The following is a 21,546-nucleotide window of genomic DNA, read 5'->3' on the forward strand; positions in this document are numbered from 1 at the left end:
CTAGCATCTGGTATTACCAGCCAAGCAGGCTTTTAGACGCTTGCTTACGGATTTCCGTTTCGTCTGCCCATTCGATCAAGCCCGTTTCCAAGTCCATCAAACGCATGGTCATTTTGTAGTACACGTCTTGATCACTGCCGGCCGATTTCACGATGCTCGACAAATTACCGTACAGCATGTACTGCGCGCCAACCATTTTACCGAACTGAATCGCCGTGCTTTGATTCACCAGTTGGTCGTTATTTTGGAAATCCAACTGCTTACGTACGTCTTCAACACGGGTCATGTCGACAAAGCGGAATTTGCCCGAGTTCAGCAAACGGGTGCTAACAGAATCGGTAATAGACTCGGTATCAATGTGCTCACTGGTTTTGTTTTTGATCCCATCCACCACAATGATCGGACGCTTGCCGTTCGCCGTAATCACGCCAACAGAACCCGATGACAACATGCTATCGGTCATGTCTTCCGCAATTTTTTGCAGATCCGTCGAGCCAAAATCAATGGTGGTGGTTTCAACCGCTTGGGCATCACCATAGCTGATTTTTTGTGCACACCCGCCCATTAAAGACGCCACAGCCATTACTACAATTACGCTCTTTTTCATTATTTGTACCTTATTTTTTGCGTGTACAGCCGAATGATTGTGCTGCACGATTCCCCAAAATTAGTCGTTCAATTTCCGAATATAAATTCGATATTGTGTGGCTTCCGGCGTTCTCGCCATGGCTTGCAATGTCATGGTATCTTGGCCGTGAATGATCACATGTCGCCACGGACTGTCACTGCCGCTCACCTCTAACCCTTGCGCGTCATACCAATAGAAGCGGTATTGCAACGCCAGATCAGAATCGATATTGCTCTTCACCGGTACCGCCGCTTTCAATAAGCCATTCACCTTGGTGACCGCCGCCTCTTCAATGCTTAAGCGTTGCGCCAAGTGTGAATTCCCAATCACGACACTCTGATTACTGCTCTCAATACTGATCCCAGACGTGTTGTCTGCACAGGCTGCCAATCCCAGCACCATGCCTAAAATAATCAGTCTTCTCATTAGTTATCTCCCAATAATACTGACCAGCCGGTCATCACTGTTCCTTGCCGTGATACCCACACCATCGTGGTACGTCCCGGCTTTACGTTGACGGCTATCGTTTGTCCTTGCCACGACAAGGCATACTGCCCTGCGGCCACATCTTGCTGACTCAGCGACACATTTGCAGGCAGTGTCTGCCAGCTTCGGGTATCGGGTTGCTCCGTCAGTGTATTGAAAATATTGACCAGCACATTGCCCAAATCATCCCCTTCACGGGACGCCGCGCGACGTACTTCATTTTTGGCTAATACACGCAGCGACTGACGTACTACCATCGCGGGCAAGGCTTCTTTCAAACTCTGTTGTGCCATGCCATTCACATTGACCAGTGCACTTTCCTGCAAGGTTTGTCGCCCTAACATCAACGGGCTGTATTGCTGTATTGCCGTCGCTCGGTAATACGGCAAGGCCAAGTTGTACATCGCGCCCTGCCCACGGCTGTCCGGCAACCAAAGCGGCAACCGCCAACTGTCTCGTGCGGCAACGACCCCTTGCTCATCGAACACCACCACGCGGCCAGTGCCGGAGGCCGGTCGATGATACTGACCGTATCGGGCTTCGAGGGATTTCAGATCGCTGCGCATACCTAAACGGGCGGCCACACGCATCACCGTTTGGCTGACAAACGGGTTATCCGGTGCGACGGCCAGCGCCCGTTTGTAATCGATATAGGCGTTATTCAAATCCCCATCGGCTTCATATAAAACGCCAGAGAGGTAAAACAAATAACCGTTTTGCACATTGCCCAAGGTGTGCCTCGCGTCCGGATAGCGTGCGAGTACAGCACCTAGATTCTGGGCGATGCCTTTTTCATCGGCGGCATGTTCGGCTTGTTGCAGTTCAGCCTCGCGAATTTTCTTCGCCGCTTCCTGCACTTGGTTAGCCCGACGCACTTCGACCAGCGCCCCGGATAAATCATGTTGCTGGATATAATTCAGCGCGAGATAAAGATGAAGAAAACCTAATTCATAATCCGCTGGGCGGTAGGTGATCATATTGTCATTCGTGAGCAGCGCGCCGGCTTGATTGAAGCCCGATGAGAGTTGGATCACCGCTTGCTGCTGCTGTTCTTTCGCCGCTTGATCAGCAGTTTGCAACGCAGAGAAACTCAGCGGGTACACCCCAGCCACAAAGCCCACGCGGCCTTTTTCCATACCATCCAATATCTCACCTGCAGGCGCATCAGGTAATACCGCCAATGCCTGCTGATACTGGCCTTGCTGCATTGCCTGATGCGCCTCAGACGTGGCGGCACTGTAATGGCTAAATAAGTTCTGTGCCGATAAATTCGCGCAAGCCGTTAACCCTAACGAAAACATCACCACAAAAGCACGTTTTATCATTCTTTTGCTTACCCCAATAAAAAAGCCTGAGTGCTGTACGGTTCAGTCTACAATGCTGCTGTGCCGTATCGCCTACTCAGACTTCAAACTGAACTCAAAGTTCCTGCTCACCGAACATCCGCGTAAAACGGTACTGACATGATGAGAGACACACCAACGGTGATTAACCGACGATCATTGGTCCCATTGGGCGACCGCCGACCAGGTGCATGTGAATATGGTACACTTCCTGACCACCGTGTGGGTTGCAGTTTACAATCAGACGGTAGCCGTCTTTCGCGATCCCTTCCAGCTCCGCCAATTTACGTGCAACGGTAAATAGACGCCCCATCATCAACTCATCTTCAGCTTCCACATCATTCACCGTTGGCAATAGCTTATTCGGAATGATCAGAATATGGCTTGGCGCACGCGGGTTAATATCACGAAATGCCGTCACCAACTCATCTTGGTAAACAACGTCTGCTGGAATTTCCTTACGAATAATTTTACTGAAAATGGTTTCTTCAGCCATGTCATGCTCCGTTATCAATGTATAAGCGTGTTGGCAGTATGCGCGGTTCTGTCTGGCAGAGCAATATTGAACACTGTTTTAAACGAGCATACCCTCTCTTTTGAACAGACTACAACCATTTTTACGCCTTCGGATAAATCTCCATCTCCCTAAACCGGCCATCTGTTCCTTGGTAGCACCTCTAAAGAATGTGCACTTGAATCACACAAATTGAGTCAAAACAAACCAAAAAACACCCAGCTAGCGAGAGCATAATTTTGACACTTCACATTTTTCATGATGATTAAAAACAGAATTATCAGTTTGAATTACAGTGCATTCTATTAGTTATATTGCCACTAACTGGGTCTTTCTAGGGATGATATGAAAAAAGTGAAGCACACCTCAGTTATTCGCCGTATGTACACCGGCTTCGCCATGATGGTGATGGTGTTTACTGCAATGGTCTTCATGATGCTGGATGGTACCAGCCGCATTCACCAACAACTCCAACATGTCACCGATACCGCTTTGCCTTTGGTTTCTTACTCCAACCAAACCAGTGTCCGTTTATTAGCGGCAGATAAGCTGTTTAAAGATTTCCTGACCAGTCAGGATCCACAGCGCATGGACACCTATGAAGCGTTGTTTACGGAGGCACAGACACAATTTCGCCAAGCGCTCGTACAACTAATCAACGCCAACAGCCACAATCCCGATGTAAAAAGCCAACTCGATGCCCTGAGCGACATTGAAACGCGCTACTTTCAAGAAGCCCAAACGGCGATGGCGAATTATCGCACCCAGATGCTCGCGCAAAACGAACGTCAGCAATCTGCCCGCCACTTTCAGCGCTTGTACGGCAAACTGAACGGTGAGATGGCCGAACAGTTGGCAAATGACACGAGTATTCCCGTCAAAATGATGGCCAAAAACTATTTCATGAAATTAAGGCAGACGGAAACCATCACGTCTGATGCGCTGGCCACCGAAGAGATCAGCAAGATTCAAAAAGCCATGAAAGATAACAAGCGCTACGTTAATCATGTCGGCAATGCTTACCGTTCCTTGTCTACCATGAAGCCGGAATTAAAACTGGCATTTGATCAACCCATCGCACAATACATGCGTGATATTGGCCGCAGTGGTGGTGCATTGGATGCCCACTACCAGTACATTGATGCCCGTACCAAGCTGTACGATAACATTCATATTTTGGCCGGCGAGATCGATAAAGCCACGCAGGTTCTGGACAGCTTCCGCCACTATGCCAATCAGCAAATGAACAATGCCATTGAGCGCGCCGATGTCGCTTATCAACAGGGGTATAACAACGCAATCCTGTTTGGTGGCCTGATGGTCACCGTGGCGCTTGGCATTGGCTGGTACATTGCACAGTCGGTCAGAAAGCCCCTCAATGCCACGTTGTTGACCCTGGAAGCCTTAGCCAACGGCGATATGACCAAGCGCAGCGACATCAACCAGTGTGTTGAATTTAGCCAGCTCGGGGTGTACATCAATAGCCTGGCCGATAACTTGCAGGAAATTCTCAGCCGCCTCAGTCAAGCCTCCGGTGAATTAACCAGCGTGGCGGAGAAGAACCAAACCACCACCAATGACGCGAAATACCGGTTGAATGAGCAGCGTCAACAAACCGCGTCTGTGGCCACCGCCATGACCGAAATGGAACATTCGGTCACGGAAGTGTCGCTCAGCGCACAGAACACCATGACACGTATTCATGATGTTGAGCACGCCTCCCAGACGGGGCGTGAAGTCATGAACACCAACATTCAGACGACGCAGCAGTTAGCCGCGCGGCTCGATGAATCCGTTCAAGCGGTGGCTAACCTGCAGCAAATGAGCAGCAACATTGGTTCGATTCTCGATGTGATCCGCAATATTGCCGATCAAACCAATTTACTGGCCCTCAACGCCGCCATTGAAGCAGCACGCGCCGGGGATCAAGGGCGTGGGTTTGCGGTCGTGGCCGATGAGGTGCGCGTGCTCGCCAAACGTACCACCGACTCCACCGCAGAAATCGAAAAAATGATCGCCACGCTACAAGGGCGTGCCAGTCAAACCATGTCATTAATGCAAAGCTGCGTAACCGAAATGGATAACAGCATTGAAGAAGCCACCAATGCGCACCATGCGATGGAAGCGATTCAAAGCATCATTCTTGAAATCAGCCAGATGAGTGCACAGATTGCCCAAGCAGCCGAAGAACAACGCGATACCACGGTTGCCACAGCACGCAGCTTAGAAGGGATCAGCCATATTGCTGATGCTAACTATAACGCGATGGAAGAAGTTGCCAGTGCCAGCCAAACACTGGATGCACTGGCGCACCAACAAAACGACCTCGTGCACCGCTTCAAGCTTTAAGCGCTTTACGTTTTAAGCAAGCCACTCGACACATTCTGCATGCACGTCACGGCCACCGTTTCAGGCTTTCTCTGAACGGTGGCCGTATCTTTCTTCTATACTGAATTTATTTATCCCGTCCCGCGTGATCTCGCGCTGTAACCCGACCCTTTCACTGAAAATTCACGACCTTAGCCACGCATATCCCCGCCGCCACAAGCAAACGGTTGCCCCTTTATTCATCAATAAGATAGATTGTTTGAATCGTGACCTTTACATCCCTTTTATAAGCAATTAGAATCGGTCGATTTTTTTTGGAGGGAAGCAACAATGACGACGATTACGATTACACGTCCTGATGACTGGCATATCCACTTGCGTGACGGCGACGTGCTCAATGATACCGTCCGTGATATTAGCCGCTACATGGGCCGCGCCATTATCATGCCAAACTTGGTCCCGCCAGTGACCGATACCGAAGCAGCATTGGCATACCGCGATCGCATCCTCGCTGCCGAGCCGTTGGCTCCATTCTCTCCGCTTATGACACTTTACCTCACCGACAACACCACCCCCGGCGATATTCGCCAAGCAAAAGCCACTGGCCACATTTATGCTGCGAAGCTTTACCCTGCCGGTGCCACCACGAACTCCGATTCTGGTGTAACCGATATCGACAAGCTGATCCCCACCCTTGAAGCCATGCAAGACGTCGGCATGCTACTGCTGATCCACGGGGAAGTGACCACGCACGATGTGGATATCTTTGACCGCGAAAAAACGTTCCTCGATACCGTTTTAGGCCCTATCGTTGAGAAAATGCCGAACCTAAAAATTGTGGTTGAGCACATCACCACCAAAGAGGCGGTCGAGTTCGTTAAACAAGCCGGTCCGAACGTGGGCGCGACCATCACGGCGCATCACCTGATGTTCAACCGTAACCACATGCTGGTTGGCGGTATTCGCCCTCACTTCTACTGCTTGCCGATCCTAAAGCGCAATATCCACCAGCACGCGTTGATCGAAGCGGCCACCAGCGGTAACCCGAAATTCTTCTTGGGTACCGATTCTGCACCCCACGCACAAGGCCGCAAAGAAGCCGCCTGTGGTTGTGCGGGGTCATACACGGCGCACGCGTCTATCGAGTTGTATGCTGAAGTATTTGAGAACGCAGGAGCACTCGATAAGCTGGAAGCCTTTGCAAGCTTCAATGGCCCTGACTTCTACGGACTGCCACGCAACAGTGACACCATTACCCTAAGCAAAGAAAGCTGGGCGGTGCCTGACACCATGGCTTTTGGTCAAGATGTGGTTGTGCCTATCCGTGCTGGCGAAGACATGGCTTGGAAAGTCACGGCTTAATCGACGCAGTGACGGATAGGTAGTATCGAGTAGCTAGAATCGAGTATCGAAAAGCTAGAAACTAGAAACTAGAATAAAAACAAAAAAAGGGGACGCAGTATTGCGTCCCCTTTCCTTTTTCGCTCACTCAGAGTGTCACCTCTGGCACGTTCAGCACTAGCCCATTGCAGGGTTCGGCTTCAACGCGGCCTGTTGTTCCGGCAAACCAATATGGTGGAATAAACGGTACAGCACCGGCACCACAATCAAGGTGAGGACAGTAGCAAAGCCTAAACCAAACATGATGGTGACAGCCATCGGCTTGAAGAACACGTCAGGAAGAAGCGGGATCATCCCGAGAATCGTCGTGACCGCCGCCATACAGACCGGCCGCACACGACTGACTGCCGCATCCACCACCGCTTGGTATTTTTCTTTCCCGCTGGCAATTTCAAGCTCGATTTGATCCAACAAGACAATACCGTTTTTCACCAACATGCCAGACAAGCTCAAGAAGCCCAGCAAGGCCATGAAGCCAAACGGCGTATTCAGCAAGAGCAGCCCGGTGGTCACCCCAATCACGGCCAGTGGTACGGTCGCCCAAACAATCAGCGCCTCTTTCACTTTGTTAAACAGGAAGATGGTGATCAAGAACATCACCAAGTACCCCATTGGCATGGTCTGGAACAACGAGGCTTTCGCATCCGCTGATGATTCATACTCACCGCCCCACTCGAGCGAATAGCCCGGTGGGTAGTTAAGCGCCTCAATCTGAGGTTGGATCCGCGCTTGCACCGTCGCCGCCGTTTCATCACCCAGCGGATCAGGATCGGCCATCACGGTCAGCATACGTTTCCGGTTTTTCCGCACAATGAGCGGATCTTCCCAGCGAATATTGACCCCATTGATCACCTGTTGCAGTGGGATGTAGCCCTGTATCGCGGGACTCCAAATCTTCATTCCTTCAATGGTACTGACATCCACGCGTTCAGCATCCGGTAACCGTGCCACAATTGGCATCAGGTTGGTCCCATCACGGTATACCCCGATCGTCAGCCCCGAAAACGACATCTGTAACAAATCATCCACGTCTTTCTTAGTGACCCCATAGCGACGCGCCTGACTTTCGTTAAACACCGGTTCAATCACTTTGTTACGTTCACGCCAGTCATGGCGAATGTTAAACGCCCCAGGGTCAGCATTCATGATCTGAACCACGTCTTTTGCCATGCTACGCAATATAGTCGGATCCGGTCCCACTAACCGCGCCTCAATTTTCGAGCCAGAGGAGGGGCCTAACATGATTTGCTTGAGCTTATATTCCAACTCAGGGTGATTAGTTTCCAAGACTTCACTCAGCTTGCTCATCACAGGGATCACATCTTCAAATGTTTTCACGCGAATGATCAGCTCGCCGTATGAGGAATAGCTCTTTTCCGGCGTATAGGTCAGCATGAAACGTTGTGAGCCTTTACCCGCACTGGCACTGACATACACCACACGATCATCTTGCGTCACCACGCCTTCCAGCTCTTTCAACACGCTGTTGGTGGCACGAATATCTGTCCCTTCCGGTAACCACACATCCACCATAAACATCGGCGTCGTCGACGACGGGAAGAAGGACTGCTTCAACAACGTAAAGCCGTACAAACTTACCCCTAGCATCAATACCAAGGTAATGACGGTTAACCACGCACGGCGTAAACAGAATTCTAAAAAGGCCCTGTACCAGACAAACAATTTGCCGGCATACGGGTCCGATGCTTCTCCCTCGGCATGGGTTTTGACCCCACGGAAAAACAAATCGGCAAAGAATGGCGTCAACGAAATCGCCGTAAACCAACTCAACATCAAAGACACCAGCAACACGCTAAACAGCGTACGGCAGTATTCGCCGGTTGAGTCTTGCGATAATCCAATCGGCGCAAAGGCCATCACCGCAATAACGGTCGCCCCCAATAACGGCCATTTGGTTTGCGTGACAATATCGGACGCGGCTTGCATACGGGTTCGCCCTTTTTGCATGCCGATCAATATACCCTCGACCACCACAATGGCGTTATCCACCAGCATCCCCAGCGCGATAACCAGCGCCCCGAGTGAAATACGCTGCAAGTCGATGGCCATCCAACTCATGAAGACGAAGGTACCCAATACCGTCAGCAGCAAAATCAATCCGATTAACACGCCGGAACGCAGCCCCATAAAGAACAGCAATACGATGATGACGATCGCGACCGCTTCACCCAAGCTGACCACAAAGCCGCTCACCGATTTATCCACTTCTGTTGGCTGGCTGTACACCGCCCCGATATTGATCCCTACCGGTTGTTGCTCTTTCAGTTCTTGCAGGCGGCGCTCAACACGGTGACCCGCCGACACCACATTGATGCCCTCAACAAACGAGATCCCCACGTTCAGGGCTTGCTGCCCATCATACGCAATCAAGTTATCCGGAATTTCTTTGAAATCACGCTTAATCGTGGCCACGTCACGCAGATAAATCAGCCCTTCTGCGCCACTTTCCGTGATAATTAAATCCCCCAACTCATCCACGTTGTTGAATTCACCGGTAGGATGAACGCGAATATACTCGCTGCCGATCCGCACGGCCCCGGCACTGGTGACTAAGTTTTGGGTTTCGAGAATGCCATAAATGGTATCTGGCGAAATCCCCAAGCTGCTCAACCGCTGCATGGAGATTTCAATAAAGACTTGCTCTTGCTGCCCGCCGGTCACCGACACTTTGCCGACCCCATCGACCAATTCAATTTCACGGCGCAGGTAGTCCACATAGTCATTCAGTTCTTTGTAACTGTAACCATCACCGGTGATCGACAGCAGTATCCCGAACACATCCCCGAAGTCATCAATGACTTTCGGTTCATACACCCCGGGCGGTAACGATGGCTTTAGATCATTCACTTTCCGCCGCAATTCATCCCAAATCTGCGGTAAATCATCCGGGCCATAATTATTTTTCATGGAGACCGTGATTTGGGAAAGTCCTCGACTGGACACCGAGTTCACTTCATCCACATAAGACAACTGTTGAATGGCTTTTTCTATCGGGTAGGTGACTTCCTCTTCCACTTGCAACGGCGTCGCACCGGGATAAGAGGTAACGACCATGGCGTCTTTAATGGTAAACGCGGGATCTTCCAATCGCCCTAAACCAAAGAAGGCCATGGTGCCGCCAATCAGGAAGATCAGCGTCAGCATCCAACTGATCACCTTATTGCGGATAAAATAGGCTGCTATATCTTGTTTCATACGCCGTCGCCCTCCTTGTTAACGATCCGCACTTGTTGCCCTTCATGTAATCGGTTCGCCCCTTCCACCACGATAAGCTCATCGGCTTGCAGCCCTTTGAGCAAGCGCACACCTTGTGGCACCACTTTATCCGTAACGACTTGACGTTTACTGACCGTATTATCCGACCCTACTACCCAAACAAACTTGTTGGTTAAGGCTAAATCATCACCGTCTTCATTGAAAATGGCCTCAAGCGGAATAACTGGCTCCCCTTTACGGTAAATTTTCAACTTCTGCGCATCCGCACGTACTTCCACCGCCATGCCGTCCAAAATGAAACGATCTTTGGGCATCGGCATGGTCAGCGTCACCAAAAACGATCCCAATTCAGGATCCGGCTCGGTGGTGAACTCTTTCAAACGGGCGCGGTATTCTGTGCCATCTTCCAGCACAATACGGGCGCCCGGCGCCGAGTCTTGCACTTCCACCGCCGTACTCTGGGAATAAATCATATCCGGCGCTTGTATAATCACATCCACCGCGTTGGTTAAATGCAGGTTCATGACTGGCTGACCGATTTGTACATTTTCAAATTGCTCAACCGGCACGCGGGAGATCACACCGTTAAACGGCGCTTTCAACTCAGTAAAAGTTAAGTTCAATTTAGCCAAATCGAGACGCGCTTTGGCGATGCGTCGTTGTGCCTTCAATTCATCAAATTGCGATTGCGGTAAATAGCCCTGCTTCACCAGCTTAGCCGAGCGTCGATACTGGCTGTCCGATACATTGAATTTGGCTTGCGCATCATCCACTTCCAGCCGGTAATCTACCGGATCCAAGCGAGCCAATAACTGGCCTTTTTTTACTCTGTCGCCTGGGCGCACGGAAATATGGCTGACTTCCCCTTGCACGCGGAAAGACAAACTGGATTTATTGGCGGCGGCAGCCACGGCCGGAAACGTCAGTTGAGGCGCAGCATCGGCCATTTGCACTTTTGTCACAGCCACAGGTGCAATAATCACCCGCTCTTCCACCGTGGGTTTCTCGCACCCGCTGAGTCCAAGCAGGCTCACCAGCACGCACACCGCGAGCGGTAATTCACGTCGTGTCTGCATGCTATAACCCCCTTTCCTTGACCCATGCCCTGACTTTCTGGCCATCTTCCAATTCATACACGCCAGAGGTCGCGATATTGTCACCGTCAGACAATCCCGAAATCACGCGGCGCTTGTCGTCCAGTGTCACCGCCACTTTGGAGACAGCACCTTGCTCATCGACACGCCAAACAAATTGCTGATCACCGTCTTTCATGATCGCTCTGACAGGAATGGCACCTAACTCTCCGCCAGGCAATGCCACTTTCACGTGCCCAGCCATGCCGGGCAGTAAATTGAATCCCTTCGGTCGTTCCATAAATAGCGTCACTTTATAGCTGGAAGTTTTTTCATCCGCTTCGGTATCGATTTCTTTAAATTCAGCCGAAAAGTGCTGATTAGGGATGGTGTCAAACGAGACGGTTGGCTTTACATCAAAACTGGACGTGTCTTGAAAACGGACAAAGAGCTGATCCGGCAACTGAAACGTTACGTTGATCAATCCCGCGCTTTGAATATGCATCACCGGCTCTTTTGCCGCGACATATTCATAATTTTCAATTAAGGAGAGGGATAGCGTGCCGTCATAAGGCGCGATAAGGGTGGCATAGTTCAGATTGGCTTTGGCTTTGTCTAATTCGGCTTTCGCCTGATTAAGTTCTGCTTTTGAGCGGTCAAAATCAAGCTCGGATACCACATTGGTTTTTAGCAGTTTTTTATCCCGCCTAAACTGCACATACGCCAGTTCATAATTGGCTTGCGCCTGTTCGACCAACAGTTGCAATTCATCCGTGTTTAAATGTGCCAGCGTTTGCCCCCGATCCACAGTCTCTCCGGGGTTTACGACCACCTTATCTAACTGACCTGACACCCGAAACGCCAATACGGCCTTATCACCCGCTTCCACCACCGCAGGAAAGGTTCGAAACACTTCATTGTTTCCCACCGCAACGGAATGCAATTTCACCGGTCTTGATTCGGGCTCAGGTACCGGTACTTCTTTTTCGCCACATCCCGTCACTGCCACTAACAGCACGGTTGTCGCTAACAATACGCGTCCCATAACATCCTCAATCCATGATTTTTTGTTGTATTATTTAGCGGGAGCTATTGCAACATAGTCACACAACCCTCCAGCTTTCGTTACCACTATAGCCCAGACTGTATAACATTATTTGAACATTACGCAAAAACACGAAAAAAAACAGATCATTAAATCGCTTTTATCGGATGTGAGCTCCCCACTCGTTACGCGTTTTTACAGTAGATAAAAGCAACTTTGCTAGGAAGAAGCAGAATGACAACCATAAAAAAAGGCCCTAACCGAAGTTAGAGCCTTTCTCTCAAAGGTAGTCAGAAAACGCTTATCGCATTACATTTCTGCGATTTTCACTTTCCACGTATCCGGACCGGTCTGGTGCGCATTCACGCCTTCAGCATCCACGGCAACCGTCACAGGCATGTCTTCGACATCAAACTCGTAAATCGCTTCCATGCCCAAGTCTTCAAACGCAACCACACGGGCTTGTTTGATCGCTTTCGCGACCAGATAAGCGGCACCGCCGACGGCCATTAGATACACCGCTTTGTGTTTCTTGATGGATTCAATCGCCGCCGGACCGCGCTCGGCTTTACCGATCATGCCAGTCAAACCCGCTTGCTCAAGCATCATGTCGGTGAATTTATCCATGCGGGTCGATGTGGTCGGCCCTGCTGGCCCCACCACTTCATCACCCACGGCATCAACCGGACCGACGTAGTAAATAAAGCGATTGTTGAAATCCACCGGGAAATCTTCACCGTTCGCCAACATGTCAGCAATACGCTTGTGGGCGGCATCACGGCCTGTCAGAATTTTACCCGACAGCAGAATGGTTTCGCCTGAACGCCACTCTTGCACGTCCGCTTTCGTCACGTTATCAAGGTTAACGCGACGAACACTGTCACCCACTTCCCACGTCACTTCTGGCCAGTCTTCTAGCTTCGGTGGCGTCAGTTCTGCAGGCCCAGAACCGTCAAGGGTGAAATGTACGTGACGGGTCGCAGCACAGTTCGGGATCATACAAACGGGCTTAGACGCCGCATGGGTTGGCGCGGTTTTGATCTTCACATCCAATACCGTGGTCAAGCCACCTAGCCCTTGCGCACCGATACCGAGCTTATTCACACGATTATAGATGTCCAAACGTAGGGCTTCTTCCGTGGTCTGCGCACCGCGTTCTTGCAGTTCGTGCATGTCGATAGATTCCATTAAGGATTCTTTCGCCAATACGGCCGCTTTCTCTGCCGTACCGCCGATACCTATACCTAACATGCCCGGTGGGCACCAGCCCGCGCCCATCAATGGCACGGTTTTTTCAACCCACTCGGCGACATCGTCAGACGGGTTCAGCATGACCATTTTGGTTTTGTTTTCAGAACCGCCGCCCTTGGCCGCGATTTGAATGTCAACTTTATTGCCCGGCACCATGTCAATGTGTACCACGGCAGGGGCATTGTCTTTGGTGTTTTTACGACTACCGGCAGGATCCGCCACGACAGAGGCTCGTAGTGGATTATCCGGATTGGTGTAGGCTTGACGCACGCCTTCATCAATCATTTCCTGCACCGTCAGGTCGCTTTCCCACTGCACATTCATGCCGATTTTAACGAAACAAGTCACAATCCCCGTGTCCTGACAGATAGGACGACGCCCTTCTGCTGACATGCGGGAGTTAATGAGGATCTGCGCCATCGCATCTTTCGCGGCTTGGCTCTGCTCTTTGTTGTAGGCTTTTTCTAATGCCTGAACAAAGTCCAGTGGGTGATAGTAAGAAATATACTGTAATGCGTCAGCGACACTACTAATCACATCTTGTTTACGGATGACGGTCATATATGCCCTCGTTGATTATTATCATTCCATGGCGCCCGATTTGTTGCTTCCATGTAGGGTATGATTCACATGACTCCCACCCTGTAGGGAAGGTACAGGGAGATCATGCAACCACGCGGCCATGTTCCTCATGGCAGTGCTCCAATCTACTTCGATAAAGAAGACAAAAAAGCAGAAAGGATCGTCCTTGGGCGTCGTATTAAATTCTCTGTTTATGATACTCTTGCGTACAATTTCGCGCTATGCGCCTATCGTACACCTGTCACAAAAAAGAAAATGATTTGTAAATCACATCCAGAACTGATTCTTGAGCAACTCGACTACGACAAGGATGCATCGCTTACGTGGTTTGAACCGTTAGCAGGCCAGCCGTGGGCCATGATATTACGCTCCGCCGCTTCTGATCATCCAGATAATCGCTTCGATATTTTAGTTGCTGATCCTTTAGCCACTTTAGCGACACATGGTGAAATAACTCATATTAAGTTTTCAAATGGTGATGAAAAAACCAGCACCCTTGACCCCTTCCACCTCGTTGAGAAAATTCAGCATGATCTCCTGCCATCACTGAAACCCATAAACGATGTGCCATTCATTGGTGGGGCTGTTGGTTTTTTTTCCTATGACTTAGGCCGTCGTGTTGAGCGTATTGCGAACACGGCCAGCCATGATCTGGGCACGGCCGATATGGCGGTGGGCATTTATGATTGGGCGCTGATTGCCGATCACCAATTGCAGCAGTTGTATCTGATCTCGCCAAAAGGGCAATCGCGTTTGACGTGGCTTCAAGATATTCGCCAGAGTCATCTCGCACACGCACTGACAAAGCGCGAGTTACACAATGATCACTTCTCGCTAACATCTGATTGGCAAGCCAACATGGATAAAGCGACCTATTGCAACAAATTTGATCGTGTTCAATCGTATTTGCTTTCCGGTGACTGTTACCAGATCAATTTGGCACAACGTTTTTCGGCTCAATACTGCGGTGACGAATGGCAGGCCTACCGATTATTGGAGCAAAGTAACGGGGCACCGTTCTCTGCATTTATTCGCACCGACGACAGTGCCGTCTTGTCGGTCTCCCCAGAACGTTTCTTGCAACACCGCCATGGCCGAGTGGAAACCAAGCCAATCAAAGGAACACGTCCGCGTGGCGCCAATGCCACTGACGATGCCGCACTGGCTGAAGATTTGCGTACCACCGAAAAAGATCGTGCTGAAAACCTGATGATTGTCGATCTATTGCGTAACGACATTGGTCGCGTGGCCAAACCGGGCACGGTGTCTGTGCCGAAGCTATTTGATGTGGAAAGTTTCCCTGCGGTGCACCATTTGGTGAGTACGGTGGTGGGAGAGCTAGACAGCCAATACAGCCCGACTGACCTGCTGCGTGCCTGTTTCCCGGGCGGATCCATCACTGGCGCCCCGAAAATTCGCGCGATGCAGATCATTGAAGAATTAGAACCGCACCGACGCAGCGTGTACTGCGGCAGTATTGGCTACATCAGCCGCTGCGGCCAAATGGACACCAGCATCACCATTCGCACCGTGGTCGCGCATCAACAGCACGTGTATGCATGGGCCGGCGGCGGTGTGGTGGCTGACAGCCAAGCCAACAGTGAATATCAGGAGACACTGGATAAACTCAGTCGTATTTTGCCGACCCTTTCCACAGTGTGATCTTGAGCCATCATTCTGAAAATCCAAGCGTTGTGTCCTGCATGATGCTTGGCTTTTTTCTGACGATTGATTATTCTCAGACCACATTTTCTTCCTTGTGTGACATGGATTTGCCACCAAGAGCGGGAAAATTTCCCGCACATTAGTCAGTAAGTGGTTGTTTTTAACGCTACAGTTACAGTATGTTTTATCGTTCCACGGAAGGTTTATGAACTCCCAGCAGCATCTTGTTACGCGTTTTCTGCTTGCGCCACAGGCCAGTTATGATGCCAGTCATACGGCCCGTATTCAGCAAAGCTTGGATATTCGCCGTCCCTTGAAACAAGCGGCTGTGCTGATCCCCCTCGTCCCCCGCCAACACACATTCCATGTGGTATTGACCCGTCGCGCCCTGCATTTGAAGCACCACCCCGGTCAAATTTCTTTTCCTGGGGGAAAATATGAACCCTTTGATCATGATTTGATTGCCACTGCGCTGCGTGAAACACACGAAGAAACCGGCATTTTGTGCCATCGAGACAGCATTATTGGACAATTGCCCGCGCTACCGACTGTCAGTGGGTACTTGGTCACGCCCTTTGTTTCGGTGATCTCGCCGGCATACACCCCCACCTTAGACGCCAATGAAGTGGATGAGCTGTTTGAAGCTCCGCTCGATTACTTGCTTAATCCCGTGAATATGCGGACCCAAGAAGTGACCATCGGGGGCAACATTCATCACATTTATTCGGTGCCCTTCAGCAAATATTCCATTTGGGGCGCGACCGCCCAAATGCTCAAAGTGCTGTCAAAACAGCTCTGGCATGAGCATAACTAATGTGACACGTTATTTTCCCTAATCCCACCCATTAGAAAAGTGTGATCTTGATCACTTTTAATTGTATTGCAATTTCACTCCATTACATAACGAGATCTTGATCAAAGTTTTCTTGCAATAAATAACGAAAATGCGCTTCGTTCCGTAATTTCCGTTCCGTAATTCAACTTTGGATAGATAATCATGCAAACATCTACAAGCACCGCAGCCACCACTGCTGCAAAAGCAGGATGGACGTATAAAGACGTAACTTGGGCACTATCGCTATTCGGTACTGCTGTAGGCGCTGGTGTACTGTTCCTTCCTATTAAAGCGGGTGCAGGCGGCTTCTGGCCTCTAGTGATTCTTGCTCTACTTGCTCTACCAATGACTTGGTTCGCACACAAGAGCCTTGCACGTTTCGTTCTTTCTGCAAAAGATCCAAACGCTGACATCACTGATACAGTAGAAGAGCACTTCGGTAAGACTGGCGCAAACATCATCACTTTTGCATACTTCTTCGCCATCTACCCAATCGTACTTATCTACGGTGTTGGTATTACCAACACTGTTGACTCTTTCATGGTTAACCAGCTAGGTATGGAATCTATTCCACGCTGGCTACTGTCTGGTGGTTTAATCCTTGCGATGACAGCGGGCGTTCTTTTCGGTAAAGAAATGATGCTTAAAGCAACATCTGCAGTGGTTTACCCGCTAGTATTTGTTCTATTCGCACTGTCTATCTACCTGGTTCCTGAGTGGAACGCATCAATGGTTTCAGTCGCACCAGATTGGTCAGCAATGCCTTCTGTTGTATGGCTAGCGATTCCAATCATCGTTTTCTCTTTCAACCACAGCCCAATCATCTCTCAGTTTGCTAAAGAACAGCGTCAGCAGTTCGGCGACGATGCTGTGAAGAAAACAGACATGATCACTGGCGGCGCAGCAATGATGCTGATGACGTTTGTTATGTTCTTCGTATTCTCTGTTGTTCTGTCTATGTCTCCAGAGCAACTAGCAGAAGCACAAGCACAAAACATCTCTGTACTGTCTTACTTAGCAAACGTACACGAATCTCCACTGATCTCTCTAATGGGTCCATTGGTTGCTTTCGCTGCGATTACTTCTAGCTACTTCGGTCACTTCCTAGGTGCACAAGAAGGTCTAGTAGGTCTTGTGAAGTCTCGCTCTTCAATGCCTGTTAGCAAGATTGAAAAAATCGCACTTGCGTTCATCGTTGTAACGACTTGGATTGTTGCGGTAGTTAACCCAAGCATCCTTGGCATGATTGAAACAATGGGCGCACCGATGATTGCCGGTATCCTGTTCCTAATGCCAATCTTCGCGATGAACAAAGTACCAGCAATGGCGAAGTTCAAAACGTCAGCAGCTGCGCAGATTTTCACAGTACTATGTGGTATTGCAGCGATTACTTCTGTAATCTACGGCGCTCTATAAGTTAGCTATCACCAAACGCGTGATAATTGACCGCTACGGATTAGAACTTCAAGGAAATGCGCTACAACGCATAGTCTTGACAGACAAATCACGTACAATATAGCCACAAAAGAGCAGGAAGCTTTACGCCCCTGCTCTTTTGTTTTGTTTATCTCGCCAAGGAAGGGGCGGGAAATGATAAGAACGATACGGTCTAAGGTGAAGCGAGATGGCTTCTCTGACTGAAGGTATTAGCAATGATCAGTGTTTTTGATATCTACAAAATCGGTGTGGGTCCTTCCAGTTCACACACTGTCGGCCCAATGAAAGCAGGTAAAGAGTTCATCGATGACCTTCGCGCCATGGGTAAACTTCGTGATGTGACTAAAATTACCGTTGATGTTTACGGTTCGCTTTCTCTAACGGGTAAAGGTCACCACACTGATATCGCTATCATTATGGGCCTTGCTGGCAATAGCCCAGAACACGTTGATATTGATAGCATTCCTGGCTTCATCGCTCGCGTTGAAGAAACTGAGCGTATGCCTGTTGGCATGCACTGTCATACTGTTGACTTCCCTCGTGAAGGCGGTATGAACTTCCATACAACAAACCTTCCTCTACACGAAAACGGCATGACTATTCATGCTTGGATCGGTGAAGAAGAAGCGTACACCAAAACATACTACTCGACGGGCGGTGGTTTCATCGTTGACGAAGAGAACTTTGGTAAGTCAGCTGAATCATCAGTAAAAGTGCCTTACATGTTTACCACAGCTGAAGAGCTGCTTAAGCAATGTAAAGAACACGGCCTTTCTGTGAGTTCATTGGTTATGGCCAATGAGCGTGCATTGACGGCTGAAGAAGAAATCAGCACATCATTTGCAAACATCTGGCGCACCATGCGTGAGTGTATGGAACGTGGTATGAGCGAGGAAGGTATTCTTCCTGGTCCACTACGTGTACCTCGCCGTGCCGCTGCCCTTCGTCAGCAACTGCTTACTACTGAAAAACTCAGCAACGACCCAATGACGGTGGTTGACTGGGTTAACATGTACGCATTCGCGGTTAACGAAGAAAACGCAGCCGGTGGCCGCGTAGTAACTGCACCAACAAACGGCGCATGTGGCATCATTCCTGCGGTACTGGCTTACTACGATAAGTTCATCCAGTCTGTGGGTCCTAAAGAATACACGCGTTACTTCGCAGCATCTGGCGCAGTAGGCGGTCTTTACAAGCGTAACGCTTCTATCTCTGGCGCAGAAGTTGGCTGTCAGGGTGAAGTGGGCGTAGCGTGTTCAATGGCTGCAGCAGGCCTTGCTGAGCTTATGGGTGGTAGCCCTGAGCAAGTATGTATGGCGGCTGAAATCGCAATGGAACACAACCTAGGCCTAACGTGTGACCCTGTTGCTGGTCAGGTTCAGGTTCCGTGTATCGAGCGTAACGGTATTGCTGCTGTGAAAGCGATCAACGCATGCCGTATGGCACTGCGTCGTTCTTCTGAACCGCGCGTATCACTGGATAAAGTGATCGAGACAATGCTAGAAACCGGTAAAGACATGAACGCGAAATACCGCGAAACGTCTCAAGGTGGCCTAGCAATTAAAGTCATCTGCTAATTACAGAATGACTCACGGTTAATACCGAACATGAAAAAGCGACCCTCGGGTCGCTTTTTTTCGTTTATATCTTCGGTAATTCAGCTATTCAGGCAACACCCCACGAAACCAACTAATACGCCCCACCCGCACTGTGCAAGAGCTGCTCAATGTCTTCCGCCAGTGCCTCGCCACACTGTAACGTGGTGACCCAAGAGATCGGAATACCCTGCTGATCACCAAAGCCATAGCAGGCCCCCGCTAATGCCCCGACCAACATGGCCCGTCCACAACTGTCACCAGACGCCCGTATATTATTGAGCACCGCTTCCGTATAGCTGTTGCTGTTTTGCAAAATCCACGCCGCCATCGGTAAGCTATCCCCCAAATGGCAGGCCTGATTCACGATCGTCAGCACGTGGTTGATGTCATTCACCTCCCCTTCCAACGCGCGCAACTGCTCGATTTTCTCTTTAATCGCTGGCGGGCTTTTCACTGCTAGAATATTCAACACCGGCTCTATACGACGGGAACGCAATGCTTCATTTAACGCACAGGCAAAAGCTTTGGCGCACGTTATAGCAGTTTCATTTTGATGGGTAATGCCTACAAGGCGCTCTATTTCATGCTCCAATTCCTCAGACTGCAATTTCAGTGCAACCAAGGCGGGAATGGCGCATAAGGCGGGATTTTGATCATCATCGCTGCCAGAGTCATCCGGCCATTCCTCAGGGGTCAACGAAAATAAGGTCAGCAATAACGCTTTGGTGGGACTATCGACGTAACCGATAAACTCCCCACCGGGGCCGAAATAGTCCAGCATGGCTTGCTGCAAACTCACGGTATCGGCATCAGGCTGGCTGAGTAAACGGATATACAACGCCAACCACTCCCCATACAGGGTCAATTCACCGGCCGTCAACTTATCATGGGCATAATACCCGTCTACTCCCGCGTAATGCTGAGGATCAGGCTCAATAAAAGGGAAATGCGGTAAATCTTGCAGGCTGGCAATGCGGGCCGGGGAATAGATCCAGTGGGTCCCCATACTGGCGGCATCGGCCACCAGCGCCCCCATCAATGCTGCATAACGTTGTGCCATCGTGTCTTCTCCCCCACATCACTATTTCACCACTATTGATGGTTTTAAGCTTAGGACAAAGCACGCATTTCACGGCACCAATCTTAAAAACAGGCACAAATAACAGGCATAAAAAAACCCGCCATCAGGCGGGTTTTTCAATTTCTTTTCTTACGATACAGTCAGAAATTACGCAGCAGCTTTAAGCGCTTTGTCTTTCTTCAATTCGCCAACAGGCAAAATGGTACGGCCGTATTCGTTGTTCAGTACTTGCGCCATTGCGAAGTAGATAGCACTTGCACCACAGATAATGCCTTCGAAACCAGCGATAGTGCCGATTAGCGCGCTACCCGTGAAATCACGTGCAGCCAATAGGAAGAACAATACGGTTAGTGAGCCGAACACGAACTGCTTAGCACGTGGGTAGCAAAGTGAACCGATGAACATGAAGCCAGTGAAGATGCCCCATAGTAGTAGGTACCAACCCATGAAGCCAGCAGGGCTTGCAGGTAGACCCATGTAAGGCATAACAAGGATACCCACTAGTGACAACCAGAATAGACCGTAAGAGGTAAAGGCTGTTGTACCGAATGTATCACCACGCTTGAAACACATCATGCCAACAAGAACTTGGCTTAGACCACCGTAAAAGATACCCATCGCTAGGATCATAGAATCAATAGGGAAAAAGCCCGCATTGTGGATATTTAGAAGGATGGTAGTCATACCAAAACCCATTAGACCAAGTGGTGCTGGGTTTGCTAGTTTCGTCGACATTGAGTTCCCCTACAGGAGTCTTTCAAAAAAAGTGATAATAATTAAAATTTGGATGCACTCTCTGTGAATGCGCCGCGAATTCTAATGGACGTTGTGAGGCAAATCAAGCCAAAAACAGCGTAAAACTTAATCGAACGCAAAAAAATGTAGTTTTCTCTTTATTCCTGTAAAGTTATTTTTCTCATAAAAGCCCCAACAAGTGTTACCAAGTATTTTCCCACAGCACTAAACCGTTACCTGCAGAAACCTTTAATTAATTTAATTTCAAACACTTAAACCAAAAACCAATCAAGTAAAACTTAACAAG

16 protein-coding genes are annotated in these 21,546 nt (G+C 49.6%); 6 read left to right on the plus strand and 10 right to left on the minus strand.

Annotated elements, in window-relative coordinates; genetic code table 11:
- Positions 1-13: 13 nt before the first annotated feature.
- From lpoB to hinT, 4 genes are all read right to left on the minus strand, one after another.
- Complete coding sequence (lpoB, locus tag L4C36_RS03615; RefSeq protein WP_428476418.1) at positions 14-607, minus strand: penicillin-binding protein activator LpoB; 594 nt, start codon at positions 605-607, stop codon at positions 14-16.
- Positions 608-667: 60 nt separating this feature from the next.
- Entirely contained in the window at positions 668-1,054 is a 387-nt protein-coding gene (locus L4C36_RS03620) for a YcfL family putative periplasmic lipoprotein (protein WP_428476419.1), read from the minus strand.
- Positions 1,054-2,439 (minus strand): COG3014 family protein, encoded by a 1,386-nt coding sequence (locus tag L4C36_RS03625; RefSeq protein ID WP_428476420.1) that lies wholly within the window; start codon positions 2,437-2,439, stop codon positions 1,054-1,056. The genes L4C36_RS03620 and L4C36_RS03625 overlap by 1 nt, the downstream gene beginning before the upstream one ends.
- 163 nt (positions 2,440-2,602) lie before the next feature.
- The gene (gene hinT, locus L4C36_RS03630) at positions 2,603-2,953 is read right to left on the minus strand and encodes a purine nucleoside phosphoramidase (protein ID WP_428476421.1); all 351 of its coding nucleotides are present in this window, start codon (positions 2,951-2,953) and stop codon (positions 2,603-2,605) included.
- 363 nt (positions 2,954-3,316) lie between these two features.
- Between hinT and L4C36_RS03635 the strand changes: the two genes are divergently transcribed.
- Together L4C36_RS03635 and pyrC are read left to right on the plus strand one after the other, a co-directional pair.
- Entirely contained in the window at positions 3,317-5,320 is a 2,004-nt protein-coding gene (locus tag L4C36_RS03635) for a methyl-accepting chemotaxis protein (protein WP_428476422.1), read from the plus strand.
- A gap of 309 nt (positions 5,321-5,629) precedes the next feature.
- Positions 5,630-6,661, plus strand: coding sequence for a dihydroorotase (pyrC, locus tag L4C36_RS03640; RefSeq protein ID WP_428476423.1), 1,032 nt, complete (start codon positions 5,630-5,632; stop codon positions 6,659-6,661).
- Positions 6,662-6,817: 156 nt separating this feature from the next.
- On the opposite strand, the gene L4C36_RS03645 is transcribed toward pyrC, so the two are convergent.
- The 4 genes from L4C36_RS03645 to L4C36_RS03660 form a co-directional block, all read right to left on the minus strand.
- Complete coding sequence (locus tag L4C36_RS03645) at positions 6,818-9,916, minus strand: efflux RND transporter permease subunit (RefSeq protein ID WP_428476424.1); 3,099 nt, start codon at positions 9,914-9,916, stop codon at positions 6,818-6,820.
- Complete coding sequence (locus L4C36_RS03650; RefSeq protein WP_428476425.1) at positions 9,913-11,013, minus strand: efflux RND transporter periplasmic adaptor subunit; 1,101 nt, start codon at positions 11,011-11,013, stop codon at positions 9,913-9,915. Before L4C36_RS03650 ends, L4C36_RS03645 begins: the two co-directional genes overlap by 4 nt.
- Before the next feature lies 1 nt (position 11,014).
- Entirely contained in the window at positions 11,015-12,055 is a 1,041-nt protein-coding gene (locus tag L4C36_RS03655) for an efflux RND transporter periplasmic adaptor subunit (RefSeq protein WP_428476426.1), read from the minus strand.
- A gap of 309 nt (positions 12,056-12,364) precedes the next feature.
- Entirely contained in the window at positions 12,365-13,867 is a 1,503-nt protein-coding gene (locus L4C36_RS03660; RefSeq protein ID WP_428476427.1) for a fumarate hydratase, read from the minus strand.
- Positions 13,868-14,143: 276 nt separating this feature from the next.
- Between L4C36_RS03660 and pabB the strand changes: the two genes are divergently transcribed.
- The 4 genes from pabB to L4C36_RS03680 all read left to right on the plus strand — a co-directional run bounded on the left by pabB (position 14,144) and on the right by L4C36_RS03680 (position 19,402).
- Complete coding sequence (gene pabB, locus L4C36_RS03665; RefSeq protein ID WP_428476428.1) at positions 14,144-15,550, plus strand: aminodeoxychorismate synthase component I; 1,407 nt, start codon at positions 14,144-14,146, stop codon at positions 15,548-15,550.
- 208 nt (positions 15,551-15,758) lie between these two features.
- Positions 15,759-16,367, plus strand: a complete 609-nt coding sequence (locus tag L4C36_RS03670; protein ID WP_428476429.1) for a CoA pyrophosphatase — start codon at positions 15,759-15,761, stop codon at positions 16,365-16,367.
- Between the two features lie 183 nt (positions 16,368-16,550).
- The gene (locus tag L4C36_RS03675; RefSeq protein ID WP_428476430.1) at positions 16,551-17,804 is read left to right on the plus strand and encodes an aromatic amino acid transport family protein; all 1,254 of its coding nucleotides are present in this window, start codon (positions 16,551-16,553) and stop codon (positions 17,802-17,804) included.
- A 236-nt stretch (positions 17,805-18,040) separates the two neighbouring features.
- A complete protein-coding gene (locus L4C36_RS03680) occupies positions 18,041-19,402 on the plus strand; it encodes an L-serine ammonia-lyase (protein ID WP_428476431.1) in 1,362 nt (453 codons plus the stop codon).
- Between the two features lie 112 nt (positions 19,403-19,514).
- Here the strand turns inward: L4C36_RS03680 and L4C36_RS03685 are convergent, their stop codons facing one another.
- Together L4C36_RS03685 and L4C36_RS03690 are read right to left on the minus strand one after the other, a co-directional pair.
- Positions 19,515-20,483, minus strand: coding sequence for an ADP-ribosylglycohydrolase family protein (locus tag L4C36_RS03685; protein ID WP_428476432.1), 969 nt, complete (start codon positions 20,481-20,483; stop codon positions 19,515-19,517).
- A 168-nt stretch (positions 20,484-20,651) separates the two neighbouring features.
- Positions 20,652-21,239, minus strand: coding sequence for an acetate uptake transporter (locus L4C36_RS03690; protein ID WP_428476433.1), 588 nt, complete (start codon positions 21,237-21,239; stop codon positions 20,652-20,654).
- Positions 21,240-21,546: the final 307 nt, after the last annotated feature.

The organism is Photobacterium japonica, assembly GCF_050337005.1.
In the GTDB taxonomy this organism is placed as follows: Bacteria; Pseudomonadota; Gammaproteobacteria; order Enterobacterales; family Vibrionaceae; genus Photobacterium; species Photobacterium japonica.